13 protein-coding genes and 2 tRNA genes are annotated in these 13,476 nt (G+C 58.5%); 9 read left to right on the plus strand and 6 right to left on the minus strand.

Annotated elements, in window-relative coordinates:
- Window position 1 precedes the first annotated feature (1 nt).
- On the minus strand, window positions 2–1,042 hold the full coding sequence (locus PY650_RS13245) for a cysteine synthase A (protein WP_285879720.1): 1,041 nt from the start codon (window positions 1,040–1,042) through the stop codon (window positions 2–4).
- Window positions 1,043–1,340: 298 nt separating this feature from the next.
- Between PY650_RS13245 and PY650_RS13250 the strand changes: the two genes are divergently transcribed.
- A complete protein-coding gene (locus tag PY650_RS13250; protein WP_285879721.1) occupies window positions 1,341–2,171 on the plus strand; it encodes an SDR family NAD(P)-dependent oxidoreductase in 831 nt (276 codons plus the stop codon).
- A 134-nt stretch (window positions 2,172–2,305) separates the two neighbouring features.
- Complete coding sequence (locus PY650_RS13255; protein WP_285879722.1) at window positions 2,306–3,418, plus strand: sn-glycerol-3-phosphate import ATP-binding protein UgpC; 1,113 nt, start codon at window positions 2,306–2,308, stop codon at window positions 3,416–3,418.
- A 248-nt stretch (window positions 3,419–3,666) separates the two neighbouring features.
- Here PY650_RS13255 and PY650_RS13260 read toward each other — a convergent pair whose 3' ends face one another.
- The 3 genes from PY650_RS13260 to PY650_RS13270 all read right to left on the minus strand — a co-directional run bounded on the left by PY650_RS13260 (window position 3,667) and on the right by PY650_RS13270 (window position 7,045).
- Complete coding sequence (locus PY650_RS13260) at window positions 3,667–4,581, minus strand: ABC transporter permease subunit (protein WP_285879723.1); 915 nt, start codon at window positions 4,579–4,581, stop codon at window positions 3,667–3,669.
- Between the two features lie 9 nt (window positions 4,582–4,590).
- Window positions 4,591–5,475: a carbohydrate ABC transporter permease gene (locus PY650_RS13265; protein ID WP_285879724.1), complete on the minus strand. Its 885-nt coding sequence runs from the start codon at window positions 5,473–5,475 to the stop codon at window positions 4,591–4,593.
- 217 nt (window positions 5,476–5,692) lie between these two features.
- Window positions 5,693–7,045 carry an extracellular solute-binding protein gene (locus PY650_RS13270; RefSeq protein ID WP_285879725.1) on the minus strand — a complete coding sequence of 451 codons (1,353 nt, stop codon included), beginning with the start codon at window positions 7,043–7,045 and terminating at the stop codon, window positions 5,693–5,695.
- 453 nt (window positions 7,046–7,498) lie between these two features.
- Here PY650_RS13270 and PY650_RS13275 point away from each other — a divergent pair, with 453 nt between their 5' ends.
- Window positions 7,499–8,056 (plus strand): sugar O-acetyltransferase, encoded by a 558-nt coding sequence (locus tag PY650_RS13275; RefSeq protein WP_285879726.1) that lies wholly within the window; start codon window positions 7,499–7,501, stop codon window positions 8,054–8,056.
- Between the two features lie 9 nt (window positions 8,057–8,065).
- On the opposite strand, the gene PY650_RS13280 is transcribed toward PY650_RS13275, so the two are convergent.
- Entirely contained in the window at window positions 8,066–8,380 is a 315-nt protein-coding gene (locus PY650_RS13280; protein ID WP_285879727.1) for a hypothetical protein, read from the minus strand.
- Between the two features lie 117 nt (window positions 8,381–8,497).
- Here PY650_RS13280 and PY650_RS13285 point away from each other — a divergent pair.
- Window positions 8,498–8,572: transfer RNA gene (locus tag PY650_RS13285), tRNA-Asn, on the plus strand.
- Between the two features lie 183 nt (window positions 8,573–8,755).
- The gene (locus tag PY650_RS13290) at window positions 8,756–8,935 is read left to right on the plus strand and encodes a hypothetical protein (protein WP_285879728.1); all 180 of its coding nucleotides are present in this window, start codon (window positions 8,756–8,758) and stop codon (window positions 8,933–8,935) included.
- Between the two features lie 167 nt (window positions 8,936–9,102).
- Here the strand turns inward: PY650_RS13290 and PY650_RS13295 are convergent, their stop codons facing one another.
- A complete protein-coding gene (locus PY650_RS13295) occupies window positions 9,103–9,561 on the minus strand; it encodes a hypothetical protein (protein WP_285879729.1) in 459 nt (152 codons plus the stop codon).
- A gap of 411 nt (window positions 9,562–9,972) precedes the next feature.
- Between PY650_RS13295 and PY650_RS13300 the strand changes: the two genes are divergently transcribed.
- The 4 genes from PY650_RS13300 to PY650_RS13315 all read left to right on the plus strand — a co-directional run bounded on the left by PY650_RS13300 (window position 9,973) and on the right by PY650_RS13315 (window position 13,363).
- Window positions 9,973–10,046: transfer RNA gene (locus PY650_RS13300), tRNA-Cys, on the plus strand.
- Between the two features lie 206 nt (window positions 10,047–10,252).
- On the plus strand, window positions 10,253–11,395 hold the full coding sequence (locus PY650_RS13305; protein ID WP_285879730.1) for an acyltransferase family protein: 1,143 nt from the start codon (window positions 10,253–10,255) through the stop codon (window positions 11,393–11,395).
- Between the two features lie 154 nt (window positions 11,396–11,549).
- Window positions 11,550–12,221, plus strand: a complete 672-nt coding sequence (locus PY650_RS13310) for a protein-L-isoaspartate O-methyltransferase family protein (RefSeq protein ID WP_285879731.1) — start codon at window positions 11,550–11,552, stop codon at window positions 12,219–12,221.
- Window positions 12,222–12,463: 242 nt separating this feature from the next.
- On the plus strand, window positions 12,464–13,363 hold the full coding sequence (locus PY650_RS13315) for a PopZ family protein (protein WP_285879778.1): 900 nt from the start codon (window positions 12,464–12,466) through the stop codon (window positions 13,361–13,363).
- Window positions 13,364–13,476: the final 113 nt, after the last annotated feature.

Genomic DNA, 13,476 nt, shown 5'->3' on the forward strand with positions numbered 1-13,476 from the left:
ATCACGCAAGGTTCTCGTAAGGAACAGGAATATCGGAATTCGTCGTCAGATATGCCGGCAGCGGCAGACCCTTCGACTTCAGGAAATCCGGATTGAAAAGCTTGGACTGATAGCGATTGCCATAGTCGGCGAGGATGGTCACGATCGTGTGGCCCGGGCCAAGATCCTTGGCAAGGCGCACGGCGCCCGCAATGTTGATGGCCGTCGAGCCACCGAGGCAAAGACCTTCGTGTTCGACCAGATCGAAGACATAGGGCAGCGCTTCGGCGTCGCTGATCTGATAGGCGAAATCGGGCCTGAAGCCTTCCAGGTTTGCCGTCACGCGACCCTGGCCGATACCTTCGGTGATCGAAGAGCCGGAGGATTTCAGCTCGCCGTTCTTGTAGAATTCATAGAGTGCTGCGCCTTCCGGATCGGCGATGCCGATCTTGATGTTCTTGTTGAAGGCATGCAGTCCCATGGCGACACCCGCCAGCGTGCCGCCGGAACCGACGGAGCAGATGAAGCCGTCGACCTTGCCGTTGGTATCGGCCCAGATTTCCTTGGCGGTCGTCTCGATATGCGCCTGGCGATTGGCGACGTTGTCGAACTGGTTGGCCCAGATCGCGCCATTGGGGTCGGTCTTCGCCAGCTGTTCGGCAAGTCGGCCCGAAACCTTCACATAGTTGTTGGGGTTTCTGTAGGGAACGGCGGGCACTTCCACCAGCTCGGCGCCGAGAAGCTTCAGCGCGTCCTTCTTTTCCTGGCTCTGCGTTTCCGGAATGACGATGACAGTGCGGTAGCCGAGCGCCTTGGCGACAACCGTGAGGCCGATGCCGGTATTGCCCGCCGTGCCCTCGACGATGACGCCGCCGGGTTTCAGCAAGCCTTTCTTTTCGGCATCGCGGATGATGTAGAGCGCGGCACGATCTTTGACCGACTGGCCGGGGTTTAGGAACTCCGCCTTGCCGAGAATGGTCGAGCCCGTCGCCTCGGAGGCACCCTTGAGCTTGATCAGTGGCGTGTTGCCGATCGCTTCTAGGACGGAGGGATGGACGGTCATGGAATCTCTGCCTTCTGTTCGGAGCTACTGTAAGAACGGTCTTTTCCCTTCACAAGGCGGCATAGGCAAGAAATTCTGTTCCACGCTCCCCTCCGACGCCGCAAAATTCCACTTGGGCGATAAAAGTGATCCGCAAAGCGTCTTTGAAGGCCCCGTCCTTCTGCCTCGTCGATGCGGATTTCTACCTTGACCACCGTGGCCGGCCGAAAGAGGCCACAATGATGCGTTACTTCTAAAATGCCACGGAAGACCGCCCGAAGGCTGCATCGGGCAGGTTACCGGCCAAGGAGAAAAAGTCATGCGCCCGTTTATTGCCCGTCCCGAACATGGAGTGATCTGGATCACAGGAGCCAGCTCCGGGATTGGCCGGGCGCTGGCACTGAAGCTTGCGGGCGAGGGTTATAAGGTTGCCGTTACCGCCCGAAGTCACGACAAGCTCTTGGAGCTGCAGGCGGAAGCGAGCGAGCAACCCGGCAGCATCATCGTGCTCGACGGCGATGTCACCAATGCCGAGGATATGGAGCACACCGTCGCGGCGATCGAATACCAACACGGCCCACTGGCTCTGGCAGTCCTCAATGCTGGCATTTACCTGCCTGCGCGCGGCGAGGATTTGAACCATGATGTTTTCGATCGCAGCTTTGCTGTCAATCTTCATGGTGTCGTCAACTGCCTGGTGCCGGCTGTGCGCCATATGAGGGCGAGGGGACATGGGCAGGTCGCCATCGTCTCCTCGGCGGCGGGCTATGGTGGTCTACCCGCCGGCGCAGCCTATGGGGCGACGAAAGCTGCTCTGATCAACATGGCCGAAAGCCTGAATTTCGAGCTTGAGCGTATGGGCATCCATATCCAACTCGTCACGCCCGGCTTCGTCGACACTCCGCTGACGGGGAAAAACAAATTTCCGATGCCGGGATCGGTATCCGCCGAAGACGCCGCCAAGTCGATCGCCGCCGGCCTGAAGTCGCCGGGCTTCGAAATTACCTTCCCGAAGAGCTTCACCTATAAGGCAAAGTTCCTGAAGCTCCTGCCTTATAGTCTTTATTTCCGTATCATCAGACGTATCATCGACGGCCGTCGCCCGTCGCAGGCCTCTGGCCATCATCCCAATCCACATCCGGCCGAATAGCTGCGAAGTGTTGCCCCTGCTGAAAAGCTTGTGCACTGCACAAATCGCGGGGTCTTGTCACCGTTTTGTAATGCAAGTTCGCTAGCAGTCCAGCGAACTCACAGGCCCAGAATTGACAGGCAGGGAAGAGCAAAATGGCAGAGATCCGGATTGAGCAAGTCCGCAAGGCCTATGGACGCAATCAGGTCGTCCACGGCGTCGACTTGAACTTCCGCTCCGGCGAGTTCGTCGTCATTCTCGGCCCTTCCGGCTGCGGCAAGTCCACCCTTCTGCGCATGATTGCCGGTCTCGAGGATATAACCTCGGGCGAAATCATCATCGACAATAAGGTGGTCAATCGACTGGAGCCGCGCGAACGCGGCTGCGCCATGGTCTTCCAGAACTACGCGCTTTATCCGCACATGGATGTCGCCGCCAACATGGGCTACGCACTGAAGGTGGCCGGTGTGCCGCGCGAGGAGCGTGACCGCCGCATCAAGGAAACCGCCCGCATCGTCGGCCTCGAAGATTTCCTTGCCCGCAAGCCGTCCGAGCTTTCCGGCGGCCAGCGCCAGCGCGTCGCCATGGGCCGCGCCATCATCCGCGAACCGAAGGTCTTCCTCTTCGACGAACCGCTCTCCAACCTGGATGCCAAGCTGCGCGTACAGATGCGTGTCGAAATCCGTCGCCTGCACAAGCGCCTTGCTGCCACCTCGGTTTTCGTCACCCATGATCAGGTCGAAGCCATGACGCTCGCCGACAAACTGGTGGTCATGTACAAGGGTAATGTCGAGCAGGTCGGCACGCCGCTGGAAGTCTACAACACGCCGCGCACCCGTTTTGTCGGCTCCTTCATCGGTTCGCCGGCCATGAACTTCCTCGAAGGTTCCTTCTCGGCGAATGGCGAGCAATTCATTTTCGACGGACTGCCAATCGCCGTCGACGCCAATATCGGCAAGAGACACGCCGGTCAGCCGGTCGCGCTCGGCATCCGCCCGGAACATGCGCGCCTCGTGCCGGCAAGCACGCCCGGCGCTGTTGCCGCCACGGTGGATTTCGTCGAAGAACTCGGCGCCGGCCGGGTCATCCATTGCGACATCAACGGCTCCAACTTCGCCGTTGCGGTCGCTGACCATACCACGGGGCAAACGGGCGACGCCGTCGGCCTGGAGCTTCCCCAGCAGCATACTCACCTTTTCGCCCAGGACACCGGCCTGCGGCTCGATGCCATTGCTTCCGTCACGCCCCTCAAGGTCGCGGCAAACTAATTTTCAGAATCAATTTTCAGCAAGAGCGCTCGGAAATTCCTACCGATTTCCGGGCTTTTTGTTGTCCAGGCTGAAGGCGGGCTGCGGTGGCCTGAAGGGTCGATCTACCCATTGTCAGCACGCACGCATCCATTGGCGTCGGGACGGTCGCCACGACTTTCAGGTCTATTTTCGCTTGAACGACAGCGTTGATGATCCGACCTCGAAAGTCTGCCGCACTCCCCGAGGAAGCGCGGCAGACAACTCAATTACTTCTCGGGCACGATCAGGCCGCGCACGAACCAGCGCTGCATCAGCACTACGACGACGAGCGGCGGCAGCATGGTGATCAGCGTGCCGGCCATGGCGATGTGCCATTCAGGAATGCCGCCCTCATTTGGGATGAGGCTCTTCAGCCCAACGATAGCCGTGGAGAAGTTGGGATCGGTGGTGATGAGCAAGGGCCAGAGATACTGATTCCAGGCATAGAGGAACATGATAGTACCGAGCGCGGCCATATTGGTGCGCGATAGTGGCAGCAGGATATCGACGAAGAAGCGCAACGCGCCAGCGCCATCCATGCGGGCAGCCTCCGTCAGCTCGTCGGGCACCGTCAGGAAGAACTGGCGGTAGAGAAACGTACCAGTGGCGGTCGCGACGAGCGGCAGGATCAGGCCGGAATAGGTATTCAACAGGCCGAGGTTCAGCGATACTTGAACGCCGCTTACCTGCTGGATTAGCCAGCTTATGCCGGTGATGTCAAGAATCGCCTGATAGGGTAACAGCACATTGGCCGCGACCGCAAAAGTCGGCACGATGCGCACCTCTAGGGGCAACATCAGGGTGATGAAGATCGCCCAAAAGATCAGGCCCCTGCCGGGATAACGGAAATAGACGAGCGAAAAGGCTGTCAGCGCCGAAATGAAGACTTTGCCGGCAGCGACGCCGGTGGCTAGAATCAAGCTGTTGAGGAGTTGCGGCCCAAGGTTCGCCGTCGTCCAGGCTGTCTTCATATTAGCCCAGAAGTCGCTGCCGGGGATCAACGACATAGGGACATTGTTGACATCGGCGAGATTATGTGAGGCGGCGATTGCGACTATTGCGAAGGGCGCGACTGCCACCACGAAGCCGATAAACAGGATGATATGGGTGAAGATATCGAGAATGGGTGTACGTTCGACCATGGTCGCGCCTCAGCGGTAATGTACGCGCCGCTCGATGAAGCGGAACTGGAAGATAGTGAGCAGGATGATCAGCAGCATCAGGATGATGCTCTGCGCGGCGGCGCCTGAGTAGTCGAGGCCTTTGAAGCCGTCGAAAAAGATCTTGTAGACCATAAGATTGGTCGAGTTGGCCGGGCCGCCGGCGGTCATGATGTCGACGATGCCGAAGGAGTCTTGGAAGCTTTCGGTGATGTTGATCACCAAAAGAAAGAAGATTGTCGGCGTCAGTAGCGGAAATTGTACGTCCCAGAAGCGGCGTAGCACGCTGGAGCCGTCCATCGCGGCCGCCTCGATCAGCGAGCGCGGTATGCCCTGCAACGCTGCCAGGAAGAAGATGAAATTATAGGCGATATATTTCCACGAGAACGCGACGATGATCGAGGCCATGGCATCGGTGCCGTTTAGACCGGGATCCCACAAGCCCGGCCAATAATGATTGACAACGGCCATGAAGCCTGCCTCCGGCGCCAAAATGAAGCGGAAGGCCATCGCGAGCGCTGGCGCGGCAATGCCGTAGGGCCAGATCAGCACGACACGATAGATCTTGGAGCCTTTGAGCTGCCGATCGGTCAAAGCGGCCAGTATGAGCCCTCCGCCCATTGATAGCGTCGTGGTGATCGCGGCGAAAGTCAGGCTCAGCGTCACCGAGTTCCAATAGTCGGGGTTGGCGAGGATGGATCTGAAATTGTCGAGCCCAACCCACTCATTGCCGCCGCCCCAGGGTTGCTGCAGTGTCAGCGACCAGTAGACCGCTTCGCCGGCTGGCCAATAGAAGAAGGTGAAGATGAGAAGGATCTGCGGCACGGCGAAGAAGAAGCCGATGCTCCATTTGTTGAAGGTTGTACGCTTTTCCATCGGCCCTTCCGTTGAAGATGTCGGTTGCCAGTGCTGCGTTATGCCTTTGGCCACACCGATGGCGGAAGGGATGATGCAGTCGTTCGAGCGAAGCCTTCGATTGCGAAGATCGCCGAACCTTGCCTGCTGGATCAAGGTCGGCCGTCGCACCGGTGTCGGCTTATAGAAAACGTCCGCTGGGAAGGCCCGGCGGACGCCTGCTGCGCAAACCTGTGAATCAGGGAAGCTGCTTGCCCTTGTAGGTGGCTTCGAAACGATCGAGAACAGCATTGCCGTTCTTGACGAGGTTGTCGATGCCTTCCTGGACGCTGACCTTATTGGCGAAGATGGCCTGCATCTGGTTGCCGAATTCAGCGCGGATCTGCGTGAAGTTGCCGAGGCGAACGCCGCGGGTGATCGGGGTCGGCTCGGAAGCGGTCAGGCTGGCGATTGCGACTTCGCGGCCTTTATAGGGAGCCTTATCGTAGAAGCCGGAGGACTTCATAAAGTCGAAGCCGGACTTCTTGACCGGGATGTAGCCGGTGTTGGTGGACCAGAACAGAGCGGTCTCCGGCTTGCCGATGAAGTCGAGGAACGCTGCTGCGCCCTTGTATTCGTCAGAAGACTTACCAGCGAGAACCCAGAGCGAAGCGCCGCCGACGAGCGAATTCTTCCGCTCGGTACCGGCATAGACCGGAAGTTCAGCAACATCCCAGTTCATGCCGGCCTTCTGCGTCTTGCTGACGGTGCCATGGTCGCCGACCGAGGTCATGATCATCTGGCAATCGCCCGATGCAAAGGCCTGAACCATATCCTGGCCGAGGTCCTTGGACTTAATCTTGATGAGACCCTGGTCGTACCAGCTCTTAAGATCGGTAACGTACTTGACGAACTTGGTCTTGTTGACGGTCAGGCGGGCGTCGAGGCCGTCATAGCCGTTGTTCTGGGTAGCGACCGGCTCGTTGTGGATAGCCGAGAACTGTTCCATCAGCTGCCAGCTTTCGTTGCCGGAGATGTTGATGGCCATCGGGCAATCATAACCCGCGCCCTTCAGCGCCTTCATGTCGTCGGCGGCTTCTTCCCAGGTCTTCGGAGCGGCGGTCTTGCCGATCTTAGCGAAGGCGTCCTTGTTCCAGTAGAGCAGGGCGGTCGAGGAATTGAAGGGGAAGGAGAGCAGTTCGCCCTTCGACGTAGCGTAGTAGCGAGCGATGCCGGGGAAATAGTCGTTCCAATTAACCTTGTAGCCGTTTTCCGACATCAGCTTGCTGACCGGATAGTAGGCGCCCGAAAGCATCATGGTTGCGGTGCCGACGTCGTAAACCTGCACGATCGCCGGCTGCTTGCCAGCACGGAAAGCGGCAATGGTGTTCTGCAGAGCGGCGTCGTAGTTGCCCTGGCTGGTGCAGACGACCTGATAGTCGGTCTGTGAATTGTTGAAGTTCGTGCACAGGGTCTGAACGACACGCTCCAGATCGCCCGACAGGCCGAACCAGAAATCGAACTTGATCGGAGCAGCAGCAGCCGGCAGGGCCAGCGCTAAGCTCATGACGCCGGCGGCAGCCGCCGAAATGCAGTATTTAAGTTTCGACATAATCCCTATTTCCTTTTGAAAGCTCGGAACCGATGGTCTTGCGCAAGTCCGCGGCTGCGGCGTTATAGACAAGCTGTGTGACAGTTTGTTGGGGGCAAAAATGTCTTGTCAACGGGCGGTTTCGCGTCTCTGCAAACGCTTTCAAAGGGCTATTGCGGATTCATCTGAAAGTAGGAGAAGACAGCGCTATATGTGCAACATAAGGTCTATCCAAATTTTGAATATCGGGAGGAGCTGCGCATGAGTCATCGCCCCGGCGCCTCAACAGGATGGAGCGCTATGTAATGAAGCAATTGCTTCTGATCACAGCCGTCCTCACTCTGTCTGCGCTCGCCCGTTGACGCTCTTGATCGCCGCGTATTGAAGGGCGCGGACGTTCTCCTTGCCGCCCACCCATGTCCTGTGCATGATCGTCCCGACAAACCGACAGAAGTCTCGGGAGGAGAGCGGACGATGGGCAAAAGCGAGCGACAGAAGATGACAGCAGGGGAATGGTATTGCTGCATCGATCCAGAGCTCGATGGTTTGCGCGCAATTGCCCGCGAGGCCGTGCATCAGCACAACACGATGTCGCCCGGCGAGCGTGGCAATGTCGGTCCCGCCCTGTCGATGCTATTTGCCCGCGTGGCGCAGGGTGTGTTCATCGAAGCGCCGTTTCATTGCACCTATGGCATGAACATCTCTCTCGGCCCAAACGTCTATTTCAATGCCGGCTGCATCATTCTCGATACCGCGACAGTCGGCGTTGGAGAAGGCAGTATGCTCGGGCCGGGCGTTCATATATATTGTGCCGAACACCATAAAGATCTGGCGGAGCGGCGCGCCGGGCTGGAGGTTGCGCGGCCGGTCGAGATCGGCAGGGATGTCTGGATTGGCGGCGGCGCCATCATCCTTGGCGGCGTGACCATCGGCGATGGCGCGATTGTCGGCGCAGGAGCAGTCGTTACCAAGGATGTGGAGGCAGGCGCGACCGTGGTCGGCAATCCCGCGAGGCGTTTGGTCAGCAAATAGGCTAGAAGGCTAGTCCGCCGGCCGCCGCCGTCTCGTCCACCACACGGCAAGGCGCCGCCGCCAGCGCCGTACGAGTGGCAGGTCATGCGATAATACAATGAAGCCGAGCGGCAGCATCCAGAAGCCGAGGACGGGCAGGAACCCGAGACAGCCGCCGAAGATCAGTGCGAGGCCGATACCAAGGCGAGCCAGTCTTGACCGCGGAAGGGGAATGCGAATGGAGCCGATGACGAGCGAGCGCGAGGTATGATCTATCCCGAAACGCCTAGCGTTTTCGCTGCCATTGCGATCGGCGATTTTTTCGGCTCTGCCCTGATCAGTCATCCACAGGAGATGGTAAGGCGACGAAATAATACAAGGGAAATGGATTTTTTTGAAAAAACCGCTTGGCAAATCGGGAAAGCATTTGTATTACCCCGCTCACACCGCGCCAAGCGGTATTCCCTGGTAGCTCAGCGGTAGAGCATTCGACTGTTAATCGACAGGTCGCCGGTTCGAATCCGGCCCGGGGAGCCAGTTTTCAAGAGCCACATTCTTCTTATCGGGAATGTGGCTTTTTCATTTTCCAATCTTCTCCACCAAGGCCGGTGGCATTTTGCCCACGATGTCGAGCCCGCTTTGCCAGCTCTTCCGAGGTCATCGTCAGCTGTCGTGCGCTGTTGGCGCAGCATATTCCCCAAATGCTTTAGAGATTCAAAAATGAAAAACCTGATTCTTGCTTCCGCCGTTGCTCTGGCTTCCTTTGTCGGCATGAGCACGCAGTCCGAAGCAGCAACGATTGTGCATGTGGACGATCATCATCACCATTGCGTCGTGAAGACCTTGCGCCATCACGTTAACGGTCATTGGGTCGTCCGCAAGGAACGCGTTTGCCGTTAATATTGTAACAGGTTCAAACCGGTGGCCCTTGTCGCCGGCAACATAAGCCGGCCGTTGCCGAATATTGTTCGGCAACGGCCGGAATGTTTTAGGGGTATGAGCACCAGACCGTTTTCATGATAGGCTGGGTGTGATGCGCCTAAACGACCACCGCCTGCCGCTTGGAGTTACGGCCTGAATTCGAAGTAGACGCCTCCGCGGTGCGGACGGTAGTCGCCACGGCCGTAGCGCCAGTCATCATCATAGTAATGGCGGCGGTCCCAGCGGCTATCGCGCCAATAGCGGTCATGATAGTGGCGGTTGCGCCAATATTCCCGTCGCCCATAGTCCCAATTCGGGTCTCGCCGGGATCCGTGCTCCTGAACCAGAACGATACCGGAAGCGCTAGGCGAGGGCGAATTCGTCAACGGCATTGCCGTTGCTGGAACGACGGCGGCCAGCACTGTTCCCATGATGAGTGAGGCGGCCAGGGCCATCAAAGCAATGTATTTCAAAGCACCGACTCCTTTGTTGGAACAACAGCGTCCCTTGCCGACATTCAACGCTGCGACGGCGGCAATGTTCCCCTTCAACGTGACCTGGGCTTCCGTGGCAACACGCTGAACGACGGCGACAGCGAGATTCAAGGGAGTTGCTGCCTGCCTAACATGGTGCAACAGGCTGTGCCAGGGAGGGGGATGAGCGAGACCGTATGCGCTCAGCGTGCGTTCACATGGAAAAGGGGCCAATATAGAAGGGGAGCCCGGCAGGGAAAGCCGGCCCGTCTCTTACCTGTCTCGCTAATTTGACAATATACTAAGGTTAGCGAACTATACGCACGCTACTTGAAAAAAAGGCCTTGTTGCAAAAATGACGCAATTCGCCAGGTGGTGGGCCATGGGTGCCTCATAGGTGTCAATAAAATGGTAAGGTTTGCGGCGCTTTGACGGCGTCCGCGAGCTGGAAGCCAAGTTATTTGATGATCAACCGCGTTAGGTCTTGCGCTCCAATAAGATTCGTTCTAAACGCCCGCCATCACCCGCCTATACAAATCGGATGGCCTCGTGGCGGAGTGGTTACGCAGAGGACTGCAAATCCTTGAATCCCGGTTCGATTCCGGGCGAGGCCTCCAAAATTCCCTTCCACAGAAGCTGATGATGTCCGCGACAACCGATTGGTTGTCGCTGAAATTGCAGATTTTTTCCGCCGCCGGCGGAATAGATTCGCCTCCCTTGTGAGCCGAACGTCGCAACTATGCATTTGCAGCGAATTGCTGCATTGCAGAAACCGATCGCTCCCCTATGTCCCGCTCGTGTTGGTCGAGCTGATGGGTAGTTCATGAAATACGTTAGGGAGTTTGAGGCCCTCAGGGGCATGCTGGCGATCTGGGTTCTCGTTGGCCATGTCGCTTCGGCCGTCACCATTCACGGGCGATTGTTTCAGGAGCGATTCTATAATGAGTATGCGGTGGATGTTTTCATTATCCTCAGCGGCTTCGCCATCACCGCTTTGATTGACAAGCGGCCGGAGCCCTATCGGCTCTATATCGCCCGCCGAGCGCTCAGAATCTTTCCAGCCTACCTCTTTTATTTGGTCATTTCCGCAGCAGTCGCGACGTCAGCCTTGCACATCTGGATGAATTCTCCCGATGGTTCCATGAAAGCTGCGCGCATCGGCATTGCCGCCGACACACTCGCCTATTGGCCCTGGCATCTCCTGGCGCATCTGACCGGCCTGCATGGGCTGGTGCCGCCGGATCGCCTGCCGTCGACCGACTACGCCTTTCTCGGCCAGGCCTGGAGCATTTCGCTCGAATGGCAATTTTATCTGGTTGCGCCCTTGGTGATCGGATTGGCGCTCAGGCCGGTGTCCTGGCAGCGAATCTTGACGCTCATTCTTCTCATGCTTGTCGTCGCTGCGGTTTCACCGAAGCTGCCGCAAAGCTTTCTCGGCAAATGGCTAGTCGATTTCGGCATCGGCATCGGCAGCTTCTATTTCATGAAGTACCGTTTTCTCGGCGAGCCTTTCGTCAAAGCGTTGCCGCTGCCGCAGCTTTGGCTGATCGGGATCATCCTGTGCATATCACAGCGTTCCGTCGCCTATCTGCCGCTTGCCATCTGGCTGACGGCGATCCTGGTAATCGTTTCGGCGCGCGAGGACAGGGGCTACATCTATGCGCGGCTGTCTGCCATTGCCTGCAGCCGGCCGCTACAGTGGCTGGGCGGGATGGCTTACTCACTTTATCTTTCGCATATGCTGGTTCTGCTTTTTGCGCTCGACACGCTCCCAAGCCTCGGCTTTTCCTCGCCATGGGCGCAGGCGGCCTATCTCCTGGCGGTGACCCTCCTCGGCACGCTCGTCGTCTCCCGGCTGTCCTATCTTTATATTGAGAAGCCGTTTCACGAGTTCGGCCGCAATCTCGGCAAGAGCGCTGCCGTTGCAGCTGAGCCCGCCGATGTCGCCGAAAGGAAGGCGGTTTGATCTGTGTTTGAAAGAAACGGCTGTTGTTGCCCGGCGACGTATCATCACGAATTTAGGCGCCCGCCGCTGCAACGCCTTGAAAGCGCAGCCGCACGCGATTAAGACACGCTGAGCATAGCAACAACCCCGGCTTTGCCTTTGGGCGCGAGAGGATATGATGGATTTCGAAGCAGCACGCGTGAAGATGGTCGAGAACCAGATCCGCACGACGGATGTCACCTCCCATTCCGTGTTGAATGCGTTTCTGATGGTGCCGCGCGAGAATTTCGTGCCGGAAAAGTCGAAGCTCCTGGCCTATATCGATAATGACATTGAGATCAGCCCGGCCGCCTCCGGCAAGCCGGGGCGCTTCCTGATGGAAGCTTCGCCGCTCGCAAAGCTTCTGCAGCTCGGTGAGATCACCAAGGAAGACAAGGTTCTCGATGTCGGTTGCGGCACCGGTTACGTCTCGGCGCTCCTGTCGATCCTTGCCGGCTCGGTCGTCGCGCTTGAATCCGATGAGGCGCTAGCCTTACAAGCCAAGGCCAATCTCGCCGCGCTCGGCCAGGAAAACGTAGCCATCGTTACCGGCGAGCTGGAAAAGGGCTATGCCGGCAGCGGTCCTTATGACGTCATCTTCGTCAATGGTTCAGTCCAGGAGGTGCCGCAGGCGCTTCTCGATCAGCTTGCTGAAGGCGGCCGGTTGATCGTCGTGCTGGGCTATGGGCATGCTGCCCGCGCCACCGTGTTTATTCGGGAGCGTAGCGCTCTTTCGGAAAACGTCTTCTTCAATGCTTCGATCAAGCCGCTGCCGGGCTTCACCAAGGCTGCGGAATTCGTGTTCTGATCGATCAAACGGCTGAACGATCCTTTTAAAACGGGCGCTTCGAGCGCCCGTTTTTCATTGGCCATGTGAATAAGAAAGTCCACAATATCAGATGATTCGCAGCCACCGTAACAAAACTGTGCATCAGGTAGCTTAGTGCTATCGCGGTGATTTTTTTCCCACGGGTAGTATTCTAGGGTGGCGCTGATTCGGGCGCTGCTTTGGCGGGAATCCGGTCATTGTCTGGGAAAACGGGGATGAATATGGCTCAGCCAAGTGTAGTGCGTGAACCGTCCATGGAAGAGATTCTGGCGTCGATCCGCCGGATTATCGAAAGCAACGAACCCGGCGCCGGCAAGTCTATTTCGCCTTCCCTGCCAGCGGTTTATACCGTTGCCGACGATGAGCAGGATGGTGATATCCACCTGACGGTCGACGAGGAATTTGCTGCTGCTGAACTGGATGACGTACCGCCCGCAGCAGCCGCTGTCCCCGAGCCGCGCTTCGTAGCAGCCAATACGCAGGTTCCGATGCGCGAATCGGAATCGCCCGCCCGCACCATGTCGCTTGCCGACGTTGCAGCGCGCGTTCGCGCCGCCTCCGAACGGAATGCTGCGCAGCTAAACCCGGCGCGCGAAGCGCCGCAGCCGCGCGAATTGCCGCCGGCCATGGCGGCACGTTTCGCCGAGGCGCGAGTCGAGCCGGTCGCTGATGTGCCATTGCGCAATGCTATCGCCGAAGCGCCGGCGCCCGTTGTTGCGCCGCCCGCGGCTGCTCTTCTTGCCGAGGCTGCTGTGCCGGTCGCGAAGGCCGAACCGATGGAGGGGCGGCGGGCTCCCGCGGCGCCCACTCCGGCCGAAATGCCGATTTTCAATCAACCGCAACAGCAGCCAGCTGCGGCCGCCGCCGATCGCTACTTGCCGCAAGTGCAGGCTGAGCTTACGGCGTCGCTGATGTCGGACGCCGCCGGTGCGCAGGTAGCCCGCTCCTTCGGCGAACTCGCCGCAGCCGTCGACGGCAGCCAGCGCCGGTCGCTCGATGATATCGCCCAAGAGATGCTGCGGCCGATGTTGCAGGAATGGCTGGACGACAATCTGCCGACTTTGGTCGAGCGTCTCGTGCGTGAAGAAATCGAACGCGTGGCTCGCGGCCCCCGCCGCTAATAGCCTGAGCTTCGGGTAGACGATCCGCCGCTCCGGCTTACGGGGCGGCTTTTTTATTGACTTGCCCGCGCCCATCCTATTTACAACCCGCATCACCGAACCCTCCAGATCCG

Origin of the sequence: Martinezella calliandrae (assembly GCF_030272695.1) — a bacterium.
In the GTDB taxonomy this organism is placed as follows: domain Bacteria; phylum Pseudomonadota; class Alphaproteobacteria; order Rhizobiales; family Rhizobiaceae; genus Rhizobium; species Rhizobium calliandrae.

Excerpts from the sequence above, each read along its gene's own strand:
- PY650_RS13245 (WP_285879720.1), bottom strand. The coding sequence starts at position 1,042 with ATGACCGTCCATCCCTCCGTCCTAGAAGCGATCGGCAACACGCCACTG.
- PY650_RS13250 (WP_285879721.1), top strand. The coding sequence starts at position 1,341 with ATGCGCCCGTTTATTGCCCGTCCCGAACATGGAGTGATCTGGATCACA.
- PY650_RS13255 (WP_285879722.1), top strand. The coding sequence starts at position 2,306 with ATGGCAGAGATCCGGATTGAGCAAGTCCGCAAGGCCTATGGACGCAAT.
- PY650_RS13260 (WP_285879723.1), bottom strand. The coding sequence starts at position 4,581 with ATGGTCGAACGTACACCCATTCTCGATATCTTCACCCATATCATCCTG.
- PY650_RS13265 (WP_285879724.1), bottom strand. The coding sequence starts at position 5,475 with ATGGAAAAGCGTACAACCTTCAACAAATGGAGCATCGGCTTCTTCTTC.
- PY650_RS13270 (WP_285879725.1), bottom strand. The coding sequence starts at position 7,045 with ATGTCGAAACTTAAATACTGCATTTCGGCGGCTGCCGCCGGCGTCATG.
- PY650_RS13275 (WP_285879726.1), top strand. The coding sequence starts at position 7,499 with ATGGGCAAAAGCGAGCGACAGAAGATGACAGCAGGGGAATGGTATTGC.
- PY650_RS13280 (WP_285879727.1), bottom strand. The coding sequence starts at position 8,380 with ATGACTGATCAGGGCAGAGCCGAAAAAATCGCCGATCGCAATGGCAGC.
- PY650_RS13290 (WP_285879728.1), top strand. The coding sequence starts at position 8,756 with ATGAAAAACCTGATTCTTGCTTCCGCCGTTGCTCTGGCTTCCTTTGTC.
- PY650_RS13305 (WP_285879730.1), top strand. The coding sequence starts at position 10,253 with ATGAAATACGTTAGGGAGTTTGAGGCCCTCAGGGGCATGCTGGCGATC.
- PY650_RS13310 (WP_285879731.1), top strand. The coding sequence starts at position 11,550 with ATGATGGATTTCGAAGCAGCACGCGTGAAGATGGTCGAGAACCAGATC.
- PY650_RS13315 (WP_285879778.1), top strand. The coding sequence starts at position 12,464 with ATGGCTCAGCCAAGTGTAGTGCGTGAACCGTCCATGGAAGAGATTCTG.